We start from the raw sequence: 20,319 nt of genomic DNA on the forward strand, positions 1-20,319 counted from the left end.
ACATTTAAACTTTCGACTTACTTGTGTTTAATTGACAAAAAATCCGTTGCGAAATTCTCGCAACGGATTTTTTTTAACACAACTGACATAAAATGTAGCACAGCAATCAAAACGATACTCCTAAATTTGAAATCATAAAATTTTAACAAATAGTTTGCATTTTACACATTAAAAGCAAAGTGCTACGATTCGTAGAAAAAACAAAGTAACCAATAAAACCATTTATATTATGAATCAAAAATCCCTAACAAAACAAAAAATGTTTTTTGTTTTAACGCTATTTACCTTACTACTAGGAGGTATTTTAAAGAGTCAGGCACAGAGTTCGTCTGGCGTTACTATAGGTTGGAACATAAGCGTCGGCTGCCAAGATTATTCCGAAGACCGTAAAGAAGTTTTCATTGAACAGATTCAAGTGAACGAACATATTAAAGTGTGTAGAAATAGTTCTGTAAAGTATACACTTTCGCCACTTCCTACTGGTTCGACCACCGTGTGGACTGTAAGCGGTGGTACAAAAAGTCTTGAAACTAATCAAAGTGTAACAGTCAATTGGACGGGTATAGGTACTGCTAATGTAACATTTACTATAACTACACCAACGGGCATATTAACCAATTCATTACCTATAAACATTATCCAAGGACCTTCAGCAGCGTTTGACTCTACTCCATTTACGGTAAATCAAACCATCTATGCCTGTGCAAATCAACAAATCAGTTTTAATGATTTATCTAATCCAAACGGCTCAAGCGCCATCGTCAGCTATCTTTGGGATTTCGGTGATGGAGATGTTTGGGACGGCCAATTAGCCAGTCACAGCTACGACAATCCAGGTACCTATTATGTACAATTGAAAGTGACTAATCAATGCAATTGCACGAGTACTACTAAAACAAGAGTCATTATTGACAAAAAAGGATTTGATATTATCTGTGCAAGTATTGTATGTGAAAAACAAACAGTTACCTATTCCTTACCAGCAGAAGCAACTAGCGCTTGCGGTGGCTTTAACTGGAGTGTTATAGGTGGTACCATCGTTGGTTCAGATCATGCACCTACGGTCAATGTAATCTGGGACCAAGTCGATCAAAATGGCTTTGGGTACATCACTTTTACTCCAAGTCAATGTTCCTTACCTTGCGTATTTCCCACAACAGCTAAAATTCCAGTAATTAAAAGTGTAGGAACCATTACGGGCAACACTTCACTATGTCTAGGACAACAAGGCAATTATAAACTACCGCCGTGGCCCACAACTGATATTGAGTGGCATATTGTTGGTAATACCAGTGGCAACTTTGGCACAATAATTCAAACCGATCAGCGTAATGAAATTGTTCTTACTCCTTTACAAGCAGGTACCATTACGTTAGTGGCACTTTATAACAATACGCTTGTGCATTGTGGTGGAAAAGCAACTTTAACCATAAATGTAAGCAGCCCTGAACCTTTTAATGGAGAAAGTGCGGTTTGTCTAGGAACGGCTACTACTTATACCACTGTATCAGGAAACAATGTAAATTGGACTTTAAGAAGCGTTAGTGGAACAATTATTACACCAGTTACGTTTGGCAATAGTTTTTCCTACTCGTTTACAGCAGTAGGAAATTATACGCTCACTGTTTCAGGTAGTGGAATTTGTGAGGGTCAAACCAAAAATATAAATGTTGCACCAGCTCTACAAGCGCCTGTACTTACTACGCCATTAACGACAATTGTTTGTCTAAATGCACCATATACCTACTCTGTTGCCAATCCAGCACCAAATGATCAGTACGAATGGATTGTAGACAGTAATGCAACAATTATAGGAAGCAGTACAGGCAGTGAAATTAATGTCATTTTTCAAGGCAACAGTCAACTAAAAGTCAGAAAAATACAGCAATCCCCATCAAACTGTTCCTCGCCTTTTACCGTTATAAATGTGACTCAATTGACTATTGATGCTGACATTTCTAATACAACTGCAGTAGTTACTCAAATGAGCGCGTGTAGTAATAATTTTTTTACGTACAATGCAGTGAATACAACTGGAGGTATCTATGTTAATACAAACAATGCGAGCACGTTTGAATGGAGCGTGAATCCTTCAACGGCGGGAAGTATTACTTCTGGTCAAGGAACGGCAACTGTAGAAGTGTTATGGAACAATGTCACGGGTCCACAAAACTATCATTTAGAATTGGTCATTAAAAAATGCACCACCATTAAAACCATCTCCAAGTTAGTGATTGTGTCGCCAATTCCATCTATAAGTATTACTAATAATGCAACGGTATGTAGTGGGAACCAATTGTTATTTACCGTGGATTCAACAATACCTCTTGTCGGAGCTACTATTCAGTGGGATTTTGGAAATGGAGAAACACAATTAGGTAATCCAGGAGCGATTTCAATTCAACATCCGTTCGAAAATGGTTCTGGAGCCAATATAGGCTACACCGTTACGGCAACAATTGTCAACGCAAATAACTGTGCAGGAACGCTAACTGCTTCCAGTAATTACGTCATAACACCCGGTCCCAGCGCTACAGCTTCTTACAGCACTGGAGGAAACACATTTTGTTATGAATATCAAATTAATGCTACCCTTACAGCAAGTGTAACCACAGGTTCAACTATTGCATGGTATTATGGTGTGGACGTAGCTACGGGAACGCAAGTACAAACTGGTCCATCACTCAATGTGACTTATGCTGGAGGGTTTACCTTTGGAAACTACTTTTTTGTGGCTACTAAAAATGGATGCAGTACAAAATCCAATAATCTATACATTTATCAAGATTGTGGTCCACTACCTCCATGTACCATTGCATCAAATCCTCAACTTACCTTTACTGCCACTAATGCATGTGGCACTATTACTTTAACTGGATCTTATACAGGCACACCTACCGCGGTTCGGTTTACAATTATCGGCCCAGGTGTTTCTTTACTTGATGTTCCTGGAAACCAAAGTACCAACCTATATGTATTATCGGCTGCTAAAGCGGGAATATACCACGTTTTTTATAAAGTGACTTACATAAGCACCACAGGCACGCAGTGTACAATTTCGGAATCACGTACGGTAACTGTACCTTACGTAGCAGACTTTAAAATTAATGCAACTTGTAATTCCTCCGATAATGTTGATAATTATTTAGTAACGCTTACCAATTATTCAAACTTTTTAGGAACAGTAACCACTCCCCAATTCAAGTACGAACGGGTTACCAGTTCAGGTACGCTTATAACAGTACTTTCCAACTGGAGTGCTACCCAAAACATAACAAACTTACCACTTGCCCCAGGAACGCATTATTTCCGCCAATCCATTAGAGGCAAAATAAACGGAGTCTGGCAAACTGTATGCTCAACAATTAATTCAATCGAATTGACTAGTATGAATGGGTTGAGTATAGATTTTCAGCAACCGCTTTGTTTTGATACAGCAGTAGAGTTTGGGGTGCAGGGCACAGATAACCTTGGATATACTTTTTTATGGACTTTTGAAAACCCGAATCCTGGTATTATCGATCCAGTTACCAATACCAATCCTAAACCTTTAAGACTGTTTGACGCTTCATTTGCAGGTTCACAAGTAATGGTAACTTTAAATATAAAAAACAAGTACGGATGTACAAGAACTTTAACTGCCCTCGTTACGATTCCAAACAAGTGTTTCTCTGGAACCCTTACCTCCACTCCACCGGATGCTACTGTCTGTAAAGGAACTCCACTACTTTTGTCATACAGCCCAGGAACCTTACCGACAGAATGCGGCGTGACGAATTATATATGGATGAAAGACAATGTGGTGATACAAGGTGAAACAGCGAGCACGTATTTGGCATACACGCCCGGATTTTATACCGTTAAAGTTTTCAACGGTACTTGCGAATACACAAGTCCAAATGTAATCAGTCCAATTTTTACACCACTGCCGAGTCTGACTTTAAATGGGCCTACCACACTATGTGAAGGAGATAGCGCTAGTTTTAGCGTCACTACCAATGCAATAGATATCCAATGGACTATTGACGGCATTCCAAATACCGCCTTGAACGGTGAAACTTCCATTAGTTTGCCCAATTTAAGTGCAGGGACGTACGAAGTTTCCGTAAAAGTAACCGCTAATGGATGCGACAAAGAAGCTACACAGTCTTTTGAAGTTATCTCCGTTCCAGCAGCGGTTGTAATCAGTACTCCCGTACTGGTAAACTGTCAAAGCTATACCATAAAACTGACAGCTTACGCACCAGGAATCGGGACGTACAATTGGAGCAATGGACAAGTTGGCGTTTCAAATCCAGACGGTTCCAATACCATTACAGTTAATCAAGGAGGAGCTTACATGGTCACTTTTAGTAATGCGTTGAACTGCTCGACTGCTGCACAAGTATATGTGCCTAAAAGTCCAAAAGCCTATATGTGGGTATTCCCTACAGGATGCTACAGCAAGTGTAAGGACGAAGTAGCTTCTCTATTGGGACCTACACTTCCCGTTAATGCGTGGAGTTGGTTGTTAAATCAATCGCCTTTATTAAGCGGAACGAATTCGGTACCTGCTAGTCTGCCTTTAACACAATCAGGCACGTATAACCTGCAACTCAATACAGGTTTATGCAACTATACCAGTGAGTCCATGTCGTTGTCGGCGAGCACTTGTGCGGATTGTAAAGTGGGTGTAAAAGTCAAAAAAATAATTTTAAACGGATCACCCTTTTGCGCATCCACACTAACGCTTGAAATAACGAACTCAAATCCTTCCTTTCAAGCTTCCATCGTAAGTAATACTACTGATTTAATTGTGATGCCAGGAAGTATAAACGTGGCAAATGGTACACATCTCTACACGTCTACTATTTTACCGATCAACGGCTTTTTAGGCGGAACTGTAAACATGTCTCTCATCGGTACTATTGTAAAAGAGGAGATCATCAACTGTGCAACACCATTTACGCTTAATGTACCTTCTTGTAACACCGCTCAAGCTAGAACTGGAACGGAAACAAATGTGGACATTCAAGACTTAGCGGCAAAAGGAAACATAACCTTGTATCCGAACCCTGCCACGAACCAAGTGAACATTCGTTTTGAAACCGAGCAAAGCAACAGCCAAGTAGAAGTCTACGACTTAACAGGGCGTTTGATTGCAAATTTTGAAGCAACTGCCACACAAGGCGTTTGGGAATTGGATTTAGCTCCAATGGCAACAGGCGTGTATGTAGTGGTACTCCGACAAGGAGGTACAATTTTAATGCAACGAAAATTGCAAGTACTACAATAAAACACTTAAATTTATCCAATCCTACCTCCCTCTCCTTTGGAGAGGGTCGGGGTGAGGATTTAAATCGATAACATTATGAAAAAAATTCTACTTACAGTTTTAATAATAACTACTTTAATTGGTAATGCCCAATGTTGGAAAACCGTTTCAGTTGGCGAACAACATTCAAATGGTATCCAAACGGATGGAACGTTATGGGGTTGGGGGTTAAACGGGGATGGCGGTAGGGTTGGAAATGGTTCCAATTTCCAAGTAGTAAGCCCGGTACAAATCAGTACAGCTACAGACTGGAAGGAAATTAATGCAGGAGTTTCACACAGCTTCGCATTAAAACTATCAGGCACACTTTGGGGATGGGGAAATAATGCTAATGGTAGACTGGGGAATGGAACAACTACCTCAAGTTCAACCCCCATTCAAATAAGCACTAGTACTTGGAAAATGGTTAAAGCAGGTAGTGACCATAGTGTGGGTATACAAACAAACGGTACGTTGTGGACTTGGGGAAGTAATGAAAAAGCTACATTGGGTGATGGAACATTTGTAGATAAATTGGTTCCTACGCAAATTAGTACTGCTATCAATTGGAAAATGGTGAGTTGCAATTCAAGCCGAAATATAGCTGTAAAAGAAGACGGTACACTCTGGGTTTGGGGCTTTAACAGCCCTAATTTGGGAGTGGTTGGTATGGGCTCTGGTACTACCTACATTACGGTTCCCACACAAGTGGGTAACGCTACCGACTGGGAAATCGCAGTTGCAGGTAATGGTTACTTCTTAGCTTTAAAAAATGACCATACTTTATGGGCATGGGGCGGTGGGGCTAATGGGTGCCTAGGAAATGGCAGTACTACATCTATGCCTTTTCCCACACAAATAGGTACTGCTACAGACTGGGAAAGTGTAGAAGCAGACGCTTTTTCTTCTTTTGGATTAAAAACAGATGGTTCGTTATATGCTTGGGGTCGAAACATGTGGGGTAATTTAGGAGATGGTACGCAAACCGATCTTTTAGTTCCTACTCCTATCACAACCACCAGCGATTGGAAAGGTATATCCACCAGTTTTGTTTCTAGTGCTGCAGTAAAAACAGATGGTTCTTTATTCACTTGGGGTAGTAACTTTTGGGGGAATTTAGGAGACGATACCTATGATGATCATTACAGTCCAGAACTCATAACCACTTGCGAATTAGGAACAGAAAACTTTAATAACAATAAAGCTACTATTTACCCCAATCCTGTGCAAAATCAATTATTTATTAACACCCAAGAAACCCAAATCTATCACATCTATTCTATTTTAGGAGTAAAAATAAGTGAGGGAGTACTTTCTGTAGGAAATAGCATTGATTGTAATGATTTAAGTTCTGGCGTTTATTTGTTGAACATAACGGATAGTTTTGGGAAAACAAATACTGTAAAGTTTTTAAAGAAATAATATTTATCCCACCTTCTAACTCCTTATACCTCCCTATTGAAGCCCCTCCTTTGGAGGGGTTGGGGAGGCATAGGGTTGGGGTGAGGATTTAAATCGATAACATTATGAAAAAAATTCTACTTACAGTTTTAATAATAACTACTTTAATTGGTAACGCCCAATGCTGGAAAACAGTTTTGGTTGGCGAACGCCATTCTGTAGGTATTCAAACCGATGGTACGCTATGGGGTTGGGGTTTTAATGGAGATGCAGGAACGGTTGGTAATGGAGCTAACAGTAATGTATTGAGCCCCGTACAAATTAGTACTGCTACCGACTGGAAAGAAACAAGTGCTGGGGCCGCTCACAGCTTCGCAATAAAAGAATCAGGTATACTATGGGGATGGGGATATAACGCTAATGGTAGACTGGGAAATGGAACTACTGCTCCAAGTTCAACACCGGTACAAATAGGTACCAGTACTTGGAAAATGGTCAAAGCAAGTTATCATCATAGTGTAGGCATAAAATCAGATGACACTTTGTGGGCTTGGGGAAGTAATGAAAAAGCCACTGTTGGTGATGGAACATTTATAGACAGATTAGTACCTACGCAAATAAGTACTGCTACTAATTGGAAATCGATTAGTTGCAACATAAGCCGAAGTATAGCCATCAAAGAAGACGGTACGTTGTGGGTTTGGGGTTTTAACAGTCCTGCCTTAGGCGTAACGGGTATGGGGTCGAATGTAACCCACATCACTGTGCCTATGCAAGTGGGTACCGATACTAACTGGGACACTGCAGTAGCGGGTAATGGTTACTTTTTAGCTTTAAAAAATGACCATACCCTTTGGGCTTGGGGTGGGGGGGCTAATGGTAAATTAGGAAATGGCAGTACCCCTAGCATCTTTCTTCCCGCACAAATCGGTACCGCTTCCGATTGGGAAACTGTTGAAGCAGATTCTTTTTCTTCTTTTGGCTTAAAAACGGATGGCTCGTTATATGCTTGGGGTCGCAATATGTTTGGCAATTTAGGAGACGGTACTCAAACCGATCTTTTAGTCCCTACACAAATCACAACCTCTAGCGATTGGAAAGGGATATCTACTAGTGTAATTTCAACATCTGCAGTAAAAATAGATGGCTCGCTATATTCTTGGGGTGGAAACCAATATGGCAATTTGGGAGATGGAACGTATACGGAAAGTTACCTTCCCCAAGTTATTACTACTTGTAGCTTGGGTATTGAAGATTTTACTAAAAGTAAAGTTAGTATTTATCCCAATCCAGTACAAAGTGATTTGTTTATCAATACTCAAGAAACACAAACCTATCAAATCTACTCTATTTTAGGAGCTAAAATAAGTGAGGGAGTACTTTCTGTAGGAAATAGTATTGATTGTAGTAACTTAACAAGTGGTGTTTATTTGTTGAACATAACGGATAGTTTTGGGAAAGTATCAACCCTCAAGTTTGTGAAACAATAATGTTGCTCAACCTATAACCTACAACTTACAACCTTTTTTATTATGAAAAAAATACTACTTTTAATTTTAACAGCAATTGCAACCACTAGCTATGCCCAATGCTGGAAAACCGTTGCAGTTGGAGAAAAACATTCTCTAGGCATTCAGACGGATGGAACCTTATGGGCTTGGGGTTTTAATGGCGACTCTGGCAATGTTGGAAATGCTTCGACCGCTAATGTATTAAGTCCGGTACAAATCAGTACCGCTACCGATTGGAAGGAAATAAGTGCAGGGATAGCCTATAGCTTTGCTTTAAAACAATCGGGAGCCTTATGGGCTTGGGGAAGTAATTATTATGGAAATCTTGGAACAGGTACTACTGCATTTAGTACTACACCTGTTCAAATAGGCACCAGTACTTGGAAAATGGTTAAGGCAGGTTATCATCAGAGCGTGGGTATTAAATCAGATGGTACGTTATGGGCTTGGGGAGATAACCAAGATGGAAATATAGGTGATGGAACATTTATAGACAGATTAGTGCCTACGCAAATAAGTACTGCTACCAATTGGAAATCGATTAGCTGCAACTTAAGCCGAAGTATAGCCATCAAAGAAGACGGTACGCTTTGGGTTTGGGGTTTTAACAGTCCTGCCTTAGGCGTGACAGGCATGGGGTCGAATGTCACCCACATTACCGTGCCTACTCAAGTGGGTACCGATACAGATTGGAAAGAAACCGCAGCAGGCAACGGTTAATTTTTAGCTCTCAAAACGAATAATACTCTTTGGGCTTGGGGTGGGGGGGCTAATGGTAAATTAGGAAATGGCAGTACAACTGGCATCTTTCTTCCCGCACAAATCGGTACCGCTACAGATTGGGGAACTGTTGAAGCAGATTCCTTTTCTTCTTTTGGCTTAAAAACCGATGGTTCGTTATATGCTTGGGGTCGAAACATGTTTGGCAATTTAGGAAATGGTACCCAAACTGACCTTTTAGTCCCTACTCAAATCACCTCTACCAGCGATTGGAAAGGGATATCTACCAGTTTTAATTCTTCCTCTGCAGTAAAAATGGATGGCTCACTATATTCTTGGGGTACTAATTATTGGGGGAATTTAGGTAATGGTACGTATACGGAAAGTTATCTTCCTCAGGTTATTACTACTTGTACCTTGGGTATTGACGGTTTTACTAAAAGTAAAGTAGCTATTTATCCCAATCCAGTACAAAATAAGTTATTTATCAACGCCCAAGAAACGCAAACCTATCAAATCTATTCTATTTTAGGAGTTAAAATTAGTGAGGGAGTACTATCGGTGGGTTCTAGTATTGATTGTAGTAACTTAACAAGTGGAGTGTATTTGTTGAATTTAATTAACAATAATGGCTTAAGTACTACTATGAAGTTTGTGAAACAATAATGTCGCTCAACCTATAACCTACAACTTACAACCTTTTTTATTATGAAAAAAAAATTACTTTATACCCTACTATTTTTGGCAACATTAAGTGTTCAAGCCCAAACGTGGCAATGGGCTAAACGCGGAGGTAGTGTATTACCACCACCCAATGGAAATGAAAAAGTAGTATCGATGTGTGTGGACCCTAATGGAAATGTTACCGTAGCTTCCCTAGTAAGTTCGTCTAACATTAATATTGATGGTAACTTAAAGACCGGTTACTCGGTACAATATCCCTCCTCTGATATTGCCATTGCTAGTTTTTCTTGTGATGGTACGTACCGGTGGAGTAAAACAATCGGTGGTTATAATACTGATAAAATCCAAGATGTAGGTACGGATGCAGAAGGAAATGTGTATGCAGCGGGTACAATAACCGTTGGAGTCACTGATTTTGGAACCACAACAACAGCCTATCAAGCACATTTTGATACGGACACCATTCTTCCTGCAGCGCTCCAAAGTGTAAATCAATACAAAAAATCCATGTTTCTAATTAAATACGACAGTATTGGTACGTTCAAGTGGTTGCGTATGCCACAACCTGATGATGTAACTAATGTAACATCAATTAGTCAAAACTCGTCTAAAAATCTACAAGTGGATGGCTTGGGAAATTCTTATTGGTATGTCTATTTATCTCCGGGTGTTTATGCCAATGGCAATTATACCGTAACAAGTCCAGGAGTAACGCACCATATCTTGAAATATGATTCAGAGGGTAACTTTGTTAGCGGTCTTCCTATTGACATTGTAACCACTGGTTATAACGATTTCCGATTTACACGAAATCATATTAATGGCAATTACTATATTGTGGGCGGGTTTAGTTCATTAGCCGAAGAGGGAACTATAACTATTGGAGGACAACTGATGGCTCATAGCAAATATCTAGCAGCCTTTGATAGTACGGGAGCTTTTTTATGGACACGTACAAACAATGGGAATACACCATGGGAAGTACAAGACTTTGATGTAACATTTGACGCAAATAATGATTTGTATCTTACTGGAACTACTTTATATAGCAGTCCGCTTGAAGGGCCCAATGTAATAGATGGTTGGAATGGGCAACAATTTGTGGTACCAGCTAATAATTCTGGAACATTTATGTACGTTGTCAAAATGGATACAATGGGAAATACCATTTGGCAAACCAATAGTAGTAGTGTAGGAAATGCAAAAGGTATTGCTATTAATGGAAATGAAGTTGCCATTACAGGTTATTCTCATTCATTTATTTGGCAAGGTATTAATTTTATTTACCCAAACAACGGTGGAGATGGACAGTATCCTTTTATCATTCGTTTTAATAAAAACACAGGTGCCATAATTGCTAATCACTATTTAACAGCTAATAGTGTTTCTTCGGATTACGGACAACGTATACTTTCCGATAATGTAGGCAATTATTTAATTGGTGGTTCATTTCAATCTACCATGAGTGGTTTTGGTGGTTCGATTACCAATGTGGGAGGTAGTGACGATTTCTTCGTGGCTAAATTCGGGAGTGCTAGTTGTGATTTTTTAGGAGCTACTGTATTTGATAAAAAAGCAACTATTTTGTATCCTAACCCAGTGCTTAACCATTTATTCATCAATACACAAGAAGTTCAAAAGTATCAGGTTTATTCTATTCTTGGATCTAAAATTAGTGAAGGAGTTCTATCGGTGGGTTCTAGTATTGATTGTAGTAACTTAACAAGTGGAGTGTATTTGTTGAATTTAATTAACAATAATGGCTTAAGTACTACTATGAAGTTTGTGAAACAATAATGTCGCTCAACCTATAACCTATAACCTACAACTTACAACCTACAACCTTTTTTATCATGAAAAAACTTTTACTTATTACATTATTATCACTTTCCACACTCTTTTCTAATGCCCAATGTTATGAAAGCTTAAAATTTGGAGGAAGCCATACAATTGGTGTCAAAGCAGACGGAACACTTTGGGGCTGGGGTCGGGCCTATGAAGGTGAGCTAGCAACTGTTAATTGGACCGAACCGAATCCGATTCAAATCAATTCAATCTCTAATATTAAAAATTTATACCCAGGTGTACTCAATACATTCATAATAAAAAATGATGGTACACTGTGGGGTGTCGGTAGTAATCAACTCGGTTCGTTGGGTGTAAATTCAACTACACAAAGTTTCACAAATTTTCAGCAAATTACTACAAGTAACAATTGGTTAAAGGTAGCCCCTTCACTTTATTTCACGTTAGCTTTAAAATCAGATGGAACTATTTGGTCATGGGGTCAAGACGACAATAATCAAACTGGGAATCCCCCTTCATCAGAGTCACAACTTGTTCCCATACAAGTAGGTACAGCAATGGATTGGGTTGACATAGCTACAAGTACAGGTGAAACAGCTTTTGCTTTAAAAGCAAATAGCACACTTTGGGGTTGGGGAGCAAATACAGGATCATTGTTAGTGGCTGCATCTAGCGTGTATTCCTTATCAACACCTACTCAAATTACAACCGCCACTAACTGGAGTAAAATAAGTGTGGGAGGTGTGCATATTTTAGCTCAAAAAGCAGATGGAATATTATGGTCTTGGGGGTCTGGCGCCGCAAGAGGGGTAGGCGAGAATGTTAACCCTGGCATTACTCCAACTCAAATTGGAAATGAAATATGGAAAAGTTTTTCAGCAGGTGGTTCTACTTCTTTTGGAGTTAAAGAAAACGGTACGCTATGGGCATGGGGATATAATACTAATGGTGAATTAGCCGATGGAACAAATACAACTCATTATTTACCTGTTCAAATAGGAACCGATACCAACTGGGACACTGTTAACGGAGGTATATACTCAACTTCTATGGCTACTAAAACTGACGGAAGTGTTTATTATTGGGGTAATAATTATTTCGGTGAGTTTGGTAATGGCACAGATTATATTGATTATTTCTTTACTTCTCCTCAATTAACGCCTAATATTTGTGTAACTAGTTTATCTACTCCTACTTTTGAGAAATCGGCTGAGGTGAAAATGTATCCAAATCCAGCCTCTGGTACGGTTCAAGTACAGTATGATTTAAGTGTATCAAATGCAACGGTAGAATTGTACGATTTAATGGGGCGTTTGTTGAGTCAAAAAGCATTGGTTGATGCACAAGGTACCGCTACGCTAAACATCAGTACTTATGCTGCAGGTGTGTATATTGTAGCAATCAGAAACGAAAATCAAATCTTATACCAACAAAAATTAGTCATTAAATAATTAATTTAATTTTAAGTAAATTGCATTTAATCTATCCAATCCTAGCTCCCTCTCCTTTGGAGGGGTTGGGTGAGGATTCTAATCCAAGAGGCAGGCAAAGCCTGCCTCTTTTTTAAATTACACATCATGAAAAAACTTTTACTTAGTGCATTTTTACTAACTACAATCTTTGCGAATGCCCAGTGTTACGAATCGCTCTCTTTTGGCGGTGCCCATACAATAGGTTTAAATACAGATGGTACACTTTGGGGTTGGGGCTTAGGGCATTATGGTCAGTTGGGAACTCTTAATACTACTGAGCCAAATCCTATTCAAGTTAGTAACTTATTTAGTTGGGATAAAATTTATACCGGTGTACAAAATACATTTGGTATAAAAGATGATGGTACGCTTTGGGGAATTGGAAGTAATGAACTTGGCTCATTAGGTGTAAATTCTACCACGCAAAATTTTAGCACCTTTCAACAAATCACTACGGCTACTAATTGGTTAAAAGTAGCTCCTTCCTATCTTTTTACCTTAGCTTTAAAATCAAATGGGACAATTTGGGCATGGGGTCAAGATAACTACAATCAAACTGGAAACTCTCCTTCTTCTGAACAGCAGATATCACCTATTCAAGTAGGCACCGCAACGGATTGGATTGATATAGCTACAAGTACAGGTGAAACAGCTTTTGCGTTGAAAGCGGATGGCACAATCTGGGGTTGGGGGGCAAATACAGGATCATTGTTAGTGGCTGCGTCTAGTGTATATTCACTATCAACGCCTACACAAATTACTAATGTAAATACTTGGGCTAGGATGAGTGTAGGAGGTTCACATATATTAGCGCAGAAAGCTGATGGAACATTATGGTCGTGGGGTTCTGGCGCGGCAAGAGGGGTAGGCGAGAATGTTAATCCGGGCATTACCCCAACACTAATTGGAACTGAAATATGGAAAAATTTTTCAGCAGGTGGTTCTGCTTCTTTTGGAGTTAAAGAAAACGGTACGCTGTGGGCATGGGGCTATAATATAAATGGTGAGTTAGCAGATGGCACGTCAACTACGCAGTATGTTCCGGTTCAAATAGGAACTGATACCAATTGGGATACGGTACAGTCTCGAAACTACTCTACTTCTATGGCTACTAAAACGGACGGAAGCATTTATTATTGGGGTAATAATTATTACGGTGAGTTTGGTAACGGCACAGATTATATTGATTATTTCTTTACTTCTCCTCAATTAACCCCCAACATTTGCGTCAATACATTAGCCACATCCACATTTGAGCAAACTGCACTAAAGGTTTACCCCAATCCAGTGCAAAATGATTTGTTTATTGCTACACAAGAAACGCAAACCTATCAAATCTATTCAATTTTAGGAGTAAAGATTAGTGAAGGAGTACTTTCTGTAGGGAATAGCATTGATTGTAGTAACTTAACAAGTGGTGTTTATTTGTTGAACATAACGGATAGTTTTGGGAAAGTATCAGCGGTGAAGTTTGTCAAACAATAACTTTTTACGAACTTTAAACTTACGATTATGTTGCTCAACCTATAACTTACAACCTACAACCTTTTTTATCATGAAAAAACTTTTATTTATTACATTATTATCACTTTCCACACTCCTTTCTAATGCGCAATGTTATGAAAATTTAAAATTTGGAGGGAGTCATACAATTGGTATAAAAGCAGACGGAACACTTTGGGGCTGGGGTCGGGCTTATGAAGGTGAGCTAGCAACTGTTAATTGGACCGAACCGAATCCGATTCAAATTAATTCAATATCTAATATTCAAAATTTTTATCCAGGTGTACTTAATACTTTTATTATTAAAAATGACGGGACCCTTTGGGGAACGGGTAGTAATTTAGATGGCTCTTTAGGAGTCAATGCCACAGCAGAAATTTTTGCTGCGTTTCAGCAAATCACAACGGCTACTAATTGGCTAAAAGTATCTGCTTCCCCATACTTTACCTTGGCTCTAAAAACAGATGGTACCATTTGGGCATGGGGTCAAGACGACTACAACCAAACTGGAAATCCGCCTGCCTCCCAATCCCAACTTGTACCCATACAAGTGGGTACGACAAACGATTGGATAGACATTGCAGCCAATACAAATTCAACTGCTTTCGCACTGAAAGCTGACGGGACGCTTTGGGGCTGGGGTTTCAATGCAAACTATCTATTAATAGCAGCATCCAGTGTGTCCTCCTTATCAACACCTACCCAAATTACAACTGTCACTAATTGGATAAAAATGAGTGTTGGCGGAGCACATATTTTGGCTCAAAAAGCTGACGGAACGTTGTGGACATGGGGGGGGGGCCAGCAAGAGGAATTGGTGAGGATGTGTATTCTGGCACGACCCCTCATCAAATAGGTACCGATCTATGGAAAAATTTTTCAGCGGGAGGCCTAACTTCTTTTGGTATCAAAGAAGATGGAACCCTGTGGGCATGGGGATTCAATACCAACGGCGAATTAGCGGATGAAACGACTACAACTCATTATTTGCCTATTCAAATAGGAACCGAGACGAACTGGGACACTGTTCAAGCAGGTATCTACTCTACTTCTATGGCTACTAAAACTGACGGAAGTGTTTATTATTGGGGTAATAATTATTTCGGTGAGTTTGGTAATGGCACAGATTATATTGATTATTTCTTTACTTCTCCTCAATTAACGCCTAATATTTGTGTAACTAGTTTATCTACTCCTACTTTTGAGCAAACTGAACTTAGAGTCTACCCTAACCCAGCACAAAATCGTTTGTTTATCAATATCCAAGAAACTCAAACCTATCAAATCTACTCTATTTTAGGAGTTAAGATTAGCGAAGGAACACTTGCAGTAGGTAGTAATATTGATTGCAGTAACCTGATAAATGGTGTTTACTTGTTGAATTTGACGAACAGCTCAGGGAATTCAAGTATTCAGAAATTCATAAAACAGTAATAAGATGATCGTAAATGATGGCGTTTGTTCTAATACTGCAAGCCATACCATTACGGTCGAAGAAGCAGTTCTGGACATACAGGTTGATGTTGCCATTTCTTGTGACCCATATAAAGTAGTAATCACTGCCAATGCTGTAACGAATAGTTCAGATCCTGTACATTACAACTGGAGCAACGGCGCAGTGGGCAACAGCATTACTGTAAATGATGGCGGTGCTTTTAGTGTTACTGCAAGTACTGGAGGAGGCTGCTCATTTACTAAACAAATTGATGTGCCAAAAAGTCCTGAAAACTATATGTGGATATTTCCTACAGGTTGCTATACAGACTGTATCAGAAAAGGAAATTATTTAATAGGGCCTTTATTGCCACTGCACAATTGGAGTTGGAACAACAATGGGCAATCCGTTTCTTCTGGAAGTGGTTTTGAAAGTCCTTTCACTTTGTATTCAAATGGCAATTATTCGATGACGATCAATACAGGAACATGTGATTTAGAGTCGGGACTGTTGAGTTTTTCAAATAACACGTGTGGGGATTGCAAAATTGAAGACGTCAAAATCGAGGAAATCAAAAAAGTCGAAGCCCAATATTGTGCTTTTATACAAACACTAGTGGTGATTAGTGGAGCAAGTCAACCTTTTCAAGCGACTATTAGTGATCCAGCCAATCACGTAGCGGTAGTGCCTGGAGCATTCACTTTAAACCCTGGAGCCAACATTATACAGGTAACACTCATCGCACAAAGTCCCTTTATAGGCGGGGGTACTACCTTGCGTATTCATGGTCTAATCCCTGAAAAAGAAGGATTTGTAGATTGCGAATATATATTCCCAATTACTATTCCATTTTGTGAGGGCGTACAAGTTGCGAAAACGGGAAATTCGACTGATACTACCTCCGAAAGAGCGAGCCTCCCAAGTTGCACTTTATACCCCAATCTTGCCAAAGGCAGCGTACAATTGCAGTATGATTTGGGTGTAGCCAACAGCACTTTAGAAGTATATGAATTGACGGGACGCTTAATTACGCAGCAGGCATTGAGTACTTCACAAGGAACTACAACAATCAATACGAGTAACCTTGCCACTGGAATGTATATTGTGCTGGTGCGCGACGAGAACCAAATTTTATACCAACAAAAATTAATCATTGAATAATTAATGTAATTTAAGTAAATTGCATTTAATCTATCCAATCCTAACTCCCCTCCTTCGGAGAGTCCCGATAGCTATCGGGAGGGGTGAGGATTCTAACCCAAGAGGCAGGCGCTGCCTGCCTCTTTTTTAAATTTACCTATTATGAAAAAAATACTACTTTTAATTTTAACAGCAATTGCAACCACTAGCCATGCCCAATGTTATGAATCGCTCACTTTCGGAGGCACGCATACCGTGGGTATAAAATCCGATGGCACCCTTTGGGGTTGGGGCCAAGGAGATTGGCGTCAATTAGCAACAACTAATTTTACAGAGCCTAATCCCATTCAGGTAAGTGCTCTGACGAGTTGGAGTAAAGTTTTTCCTGGTATTCAAAATACCTTTGCTATAAAAAATGACGGCACACTTTGGGGTGTGGGTAGTAATTTGAATGGTTCTTTGGGAGTGAATTCCTCTGCAGAATATTTCCTAACTTTTCAACAAATCACAACAGCTACCGATTGGTTAAAAGTAGCTCCTTCCTATCTTTTTACCTTAGCTTTAAAAGCCGATGGTACAATTTGGGCATGGGGTCAAGACGACAACAATCAAACTGGTAATCCCCCTTCATCAGAGTCACAACTTTCTCCAATACAAGTAGGTACAGCAACTGATTGGATTGATGTTGCCACCAGTACAGGACGAACAGCTTTTGCGTTGAAAGCGGATGGCACAATCTGGGGTTGGGGGGCAAATACAGGATCATTGTTAGTGGCTGCATCTAGTGTATATTCACTATCAACTCCTACCCAAATTACAAATGTAAATACTTGGGCTAGGATGAGTGTTGGAGGTTCACATATATTAGCGCAGAAAGCTGATGGAACATTATGGTCGTGGGGTTCTGGCGCGGCAAGAGGAGTAGGCGAGAATGTTAACCCTGGCATTATCCCAACCCAGATTGCAACTGAAATATGGAAAAATTTTTCAGCAGGTGGTTCTACTTCTTTTGGAGTTAAAGAAAATGGTACTCTTTGGGCATGGGGCTACAATCCATATGGTGATTTAGCAGATGGTACAACAACAACTCATTATATTCCTGTACAGATAGGAACGGATACCAATTGGGATACGGTACAAGCACGCAATTTTATTACTACAATGGCTACTAAAACAGATGGATCAGTTTATTACTGGGGTAGAAATTATAATGGTGAGTTTGGAAATGGCACGGATTATAACCCTGGCTATTACACTTCACCACAACTCACCCCCAACATTTGTGTAACTAGTTTATCTACTCCTACTTTTGAGAAATCGGCTGAGGTGAAATTGTATCCAAATCCTGTTCAAAATCGCTTGTTTATCGACAATCAAGAAACAGTACAGTACCAAATCTATTCTATCTTAGGAGTTAAAATTAGTGAAGGCGCACTTACAGTAGGTAATAATATTGATTGCAGTAGTTTCAGTTCTGGAGTTTATTTGTTGAATTTGGTGAATAATTCAGGGAATTCAACAACTCTGAAGTTTGTGAAGCAGTAGATAATGAGAAATTCATTAGCAATGGAAAAGTTACAACATTACAATTGGAGCAACGGCGAAGTAGGCAACAGCATTACTGTAAATGATGGCGGTGCTTTTAGTGTTACTGCAAGTACTGGAGGAGGCTGCTCATTTACTAAACAAATTGATGTGCCAAAAAGTCCTGAAAACTATATGTGGATATTTCCTACAGGTTGCTATACAGACTGTATCAGAAAAGGAAATTATCTAATAGGGCCTTTATTACCACTACAAAATTGGAGTTGGAACAACAATGGGCAATCCGTTTCTTCAGGAAGTGGTTTTGAAAGTCCTTTCACTTTGTATTCAAATGGCAATTATTCGATGACGATCAATACAGGAACATGTGATTTAGATTCGGGAGTATTGAGTTTTTCAAATAATAGGTGTGGTGATTGCGAAATAAAAGGCGTCAAGATTGAGGACTTCAAAAAGGTTGAAGCTCCATACTGCGCATTTACACAAACACTAGTTATTTTTAGTAATTCACTTCAGCCGTTTCAAGCCACTATTAGTGATCCGTTAAACCATGTTTTAATAATTCCTGGAACTTTTACGCTCAATTACGGACCGAATGTAATTCAAATAACAATGATTCCTCAAAGTCCATTTATGGGAGGAACTACCACCTTGAGAATACACGGCCAAATCCCTGAAAAAGAGGGAATGATTGATTGTGAATATATGTTTCCAATTAAAATTCCGTATTGCGAAAACGAACAATACAGGAAAAATAACGTGGAAGATACCGATAACACAAACACAGCTATTTCTAAAAATTGTACGCTCTATCCAAATCCAGCCTCTGGCACGGTTCAAGTAAAGTATGATTTAGTCGTATCAAATGCAACGGTGGAATTGTACGATTTAATGGGGCGTTTGTTGAGCCAAAAAGCATTGGTTGGTGCACAAGGTACTGCTACGCTAAACATTAGCACTTATGTTGCTGGCGTTTATATGGTAGCAATCAGAAACGAAAATCAAATATTATATCAACAAAAATTAATTATTAAATAATTTAAGTAACTTACCCTTTCCTAGCATACTCTCCCGAAACTTCGGGAGGAATGAGGAATCTAACCCAAGAGGCAGGCGCTGCCTGCCTCTTTTTTAAATAACTACAATATGAAAAAACTTTTACTTAGTGCATTATTATCACTTTCCACACTCTTTTCTAATGCGCAATGTTATGAAAATTTAAAATTTGGTGGTACTCACACAATTGGTTTAAAATCAGACGGTACACTTTGGGGTTGGGGCATGGCCGACTGGGGCCAGTTAGCCAATACCAATTTTACACAACCAAATCCTGGTCAAATAACTTCAATTACAAATATTCAGAGTTATTACGTTGGTGTTATTAATACTTTTGTTATTAAAATCGATGGTACCCTTTGGGGAGCAGGTAGCAATCTGAATGGCTCGCTAGGGGTGAATGCAACCGCACAATATTTTAAGACTTTTCAACAAATAACTACAGCTAACAGCCAAGGTTTCGTTGCGTTCGGAGAACGAACAATGAACCCTGTGTTGAACGGAACCGATTACATGCCGTCAACACTTATGGAGTTATCGTAAAGCGTTTTGAAGAATATCAAGAGGATTAGATGATCCTCTTTTTTTATGCAGTAAAATCTGGATCATTTTTTAGTGTTTACCTTCACTTTTGAGCACAGTGCCCTTACCCATTCCAAGTTAATTTTGGTGGGACTTTGCCTTTTGGCTAACGCCAAGATACCAAGCCGGTGGACCTCTGGTATCAAAAACCAATATCGTATGCAGGTTGCC

General features: G+C 39.4%; 15 protein-coding genes. 14 read left to right on the forward strand and 1 reads right to left on the reverse strand.

All coding sequences use genetic code 11. The features are described from left to right. Nucleotides 1-229: 229 nt before the first annotated feature. The 4 genes from H602_RS0108830 to H602_RS18525 all read left to right on the forward strand — a co-directional run bounded on the left by H602_RS0108830 (nucleotide 230) and on the right by H602_RS18525 (nucleotide 8,925). Entirely contained in the window at nucleotides 230-5,275 is a 5,046-nt protein-coding gene (locus H602_RS0108830; RefSeq protein ID WP_026977680.1) for a PKD domain-containing protein, read from the forward strand. 75 nt (nucleotides 5,276-5,350) lie between these two features. After that, entirely contained in the window at nucleotides 5,351-6,715 is a 1,365-nt protein-coding gene (locus H602_RS18515; protein ID WP_051224332.1) for a T9SS type A sorting domain-containing protein, read from the forward strand. A 104-nt stretch (nucleotides 6,716-6,819) separates the two neighbouring features. After that, nucleotides 6,820-8,184 carry a T9SS type A sorting domain-containing protein gene (locus H602_RS18520; RefSeq protein ID WP_051224335.1) on the forward strand — a complete coding sequence of 455 codons (1,365 nt, stop codon included), beginning with the start codon at nucleotides 6,820-6,822 and terminating at the stop codon, nucleotides 8,182-8,184. Nucleotides 8,185-8,226: 42 nt separating this feature from the next. Then, entirely contained in the window at nucleotides 8,227-8,925 is a 699-nt protein-coding gene (locus H602_RS18525; protein WP_035759275.1) for an RCC1 domain-containing protein, read from the forward strand. Here the strand turns inward: H602_RS18525 and H602_RS18530 are convergent. Further along, nucleotides 8,922-9,125 (reverse strand): hypothetical protein, encoded by a 204-nt coding sequence (locus H602_RS18530; RefSeq protein WP_035759277.1) that lies wholly within the window; start codon nucleotides 9,123-9,125, stop codon nucleotides 8,922-8,924. The genes H602_RS18525 and H602_RS18530 overlap by 4 nt on opposite strands. Before the next feature lie 115 nt (nucleotides 9,126-9,240). On the opposite strand from H602_RS18530, the gene H602_RS18535 reads away from it, so the two are divergent. The 10 genes from H602_RS18535 (at nucleotide 9,241) to H602_RS0108890 (ending at nucleotide 20,109) form a co-directional block, all read left to right on the forward strand. Then, entirely contained in the window at nucleotides 9,241-9,591 is a 351-nt protein-coding gene (locus H602_RS18535; protein ID WP_245574936.1) for a T9SS type A sorting domain-containing protein, read from the forward strand. Nucleotides 9,592-9,633: 42 nt separating this feature from the next. After that, a complete protein-coding gene (locus tag H602_RS0108850) occupies nucleotides 9,634-11,406 on the forward strand; it encodes a T9SS type A sorting domain-containing protein (protein ID WP_026977681.1) in 1,773 nt (590 codons plus the stop codon). A 56-nt stretch (nucleotides 11,407-11,462) separates the two neighbouring features. Next, on the forward strand, nucleotides 11,463-12,866 hold the full coding sequence (locus tag H602_RS0108855; RefSeq protein ID WP_026977682.1) for a T9SS type A sorting domain-containing protein: 1,404 nt from the start codon (nucleotides 11,463-11,465) through the stop codon (nucleotides 12,864-12,866). Nucleotides 12,867-12,992: 126 nt separating this feature from the next. After that, the gene (locus H602_RS0108860) at nucleotides 12,993-14,372 is read left to right on the forward strand and encodes a T9SS type A sorting domain-containing protein (RefSeq protein WP_026977683.1); all 1,380 of its coding nucleotides are present in this window, start codon (nucleotides 12,993-12,995) and stop codon (nucleotides 14,370-14,372) included. A 70-nt stretch (nucleotides 14,373-14,442) separates the two neighbouring features. Next, nucleotides 14,443-15,246 (forward strand): RCC1 domain-containing protein, encoded by an 804-nt coding sequence (locus H602_RS0108865; protein ID WP_026977684.1) that lies wholly within the window; start codon nucleotides 14,443-14,445, stop codon nucleotides 15,244-15,246. After that, a complete protein-coding gene (locus H602_RS0108870; protein ID WP_084404230.1) occupies nucleotides 15,180-15,824 on the forward strand; it encodes a T9SS type A sorting domain-containing protein in 645 nt (214 codons plus the stop codon). The genes H602_RS0108865 and H602_RS0108870 overlap by 67 nt, the downstream gene beginning before the upstream one ends. Before the next feature lie 4 nt (nucleotides 15,825-15,828). Then, nucleotides 15,829-16,986: a T9SS type A sorting domain-containing protein gene (locus H602_RS0108875; RefSeq protein WP_026977686.1), complete on the forward strand. Its 1,158-nt coding sequence runs from the start codon at nucleotides 15,829-15,831 to the stop codon at nucleotides 16,984-16,986. A gap of 141 nt (nucleotides 16,987-17,127) precedes the next feature. Further along, nucleotides 17,128-18,510 (forward strand): T9SS type A sorting domain-containing protein, encoded by a 1,383-nt coding sequence (locus H602_RS0108880; protein ID WP_026977687.1) that lies wholly within the window; start codon nucleotides 17,128-17,130, stop codon nucleotides 18,508-18,510. A gap of 21 nt (nucleotides 18,511-18,531) precedes the next feature. Continuing rightward, complete coding sequence (locus H602_RS0108885) at nucleotides 18,532-19,548, forward strand: T9SS type A sorting domain-containing protein (RefSeq protein WP_169516029.1); 1,017 nt, start codon at nucleotides 18,532-18,534, stop codon at nucleotides 19,546-19,548. 108 nt (nucleotides 19,549-19,656) lie between these two features. Next, entirely contained in the window at nucleotides 19,657-20,109 is a 453-nt protein-coding gene (locus H602_RS0108890) for an RCC1 domain-containing protein (RefSeq protein WP_026977689.1), read from the forward strand. Nucleotides 20,110-20,319: the final 210 nt, after the last annotated feature.

This window comes from Flavobacterium tegetincola DSM 22377 (assembly GCF_000425485.1).
In the GTDB taxonomy this organism is placed as follows: domain Bacteria; phylum Bacteroidota; class Bacteroidia; order Flavobacteriales; family Flavobacteriaceae; genus Flavobacterium; species Flavobacterium tegetincola.

Coding starts and splice junctions, on each gene's coding strand:
- H602_RS18520 (WP_051224335.1), top strand. CDS start 6,820: ATGAAAAAAATTCTACTTACAGTTTTAATAATAACTACTTTAATTGGT.
- H602_RS0108875 (WP_026977686.1), top strand. CDS start 15,829: ATGATCGTAAATGATGGCGTTTGTTCTAATACTGCAAGCCATACCATT.
- H602_RS0108860 (WP_026977683.1), top strand. CDS start 12,993: ATGAAAAAACTTTTACTTAGTGCATTTTTACTAACTACAATCTTTGCG.
- H602_RS0108885 (WP_169516029.1), top strand. CDS start 18,532: ATGGAAAAGTTACAACATTACAATTGGAGCAACGGCGAAGTAGGCAAC.
- H602_RS0108865 (WP_026977684.1), top strand. CDS start 14,443: ATGAAAAAACTTTTATTTATTACATTATTATCACTTTCCACACTCCTT.
- H602_RS0108880 (WP_026977687.1), top strand. CDS start 17,128: ATGAAAAAAATACTACTTTTAATTTTAACAGCAATTGCAACCACTAGC.
- H602_RS18530 (WP_035759277.1), bottom strand. CDS start 9,125: ATGTTTCGACCCCAAGCATATAACGAACCATCGGTTTTTAAGCCAAAA.
- H602_RS0108850 (WP_026977681.1), top strand. CDS start 9,634: ATGAAAAAAAAATTACTTTATACCCTACTATTTTTGGCAACATTAAGT.
- H602_RS18535 (WP_245574936.1), top strand. CDS start 9,241: ATGGATGGCTCACTATATTCTTGGGGTACTAATTATTGGGGGAATTTA.
- H602_RS0108830 (WP_026977680.1), top strand. CDS start 230: ATGAATCAAAAATCCCTAACAAAACAAAAAATGTTTTTTGTTTTAACG.
- H602_RS18515 (WP_051224332.1), top strand. CDS start 5,351: ATGAAAAAAATTCTACTTACAGTTTTAATAATAACTACTTTAATTGGT.
- H602_RS0108890 (WP_026977689.1), top strand. CDS start 19,657: ATGAAAAAACTTTTACTTAGTGCATTATTATCACTTTCCACACTCTTT.
- H602_RS18525 (WP_035759275.1), top strand. CDS start 8,227: ATGAAAAAAATACTACTTTTAATTTTAACAGCAATTGCAACCACTAGC.
- H602_RS0108870 (WP_084404230.1), top strand. CDS start 15,180: ATGGGGGGGGGGCCAGCAAGAGGAATTGGTGAGGATGTGTATTCTGGC.
- H602_RS0108855 (WP_026977682.1), top strand. CDS start 11,463: ATGAAAAAACTTTTACTTATTACATTATTATCACTTTCCACACTCTTT.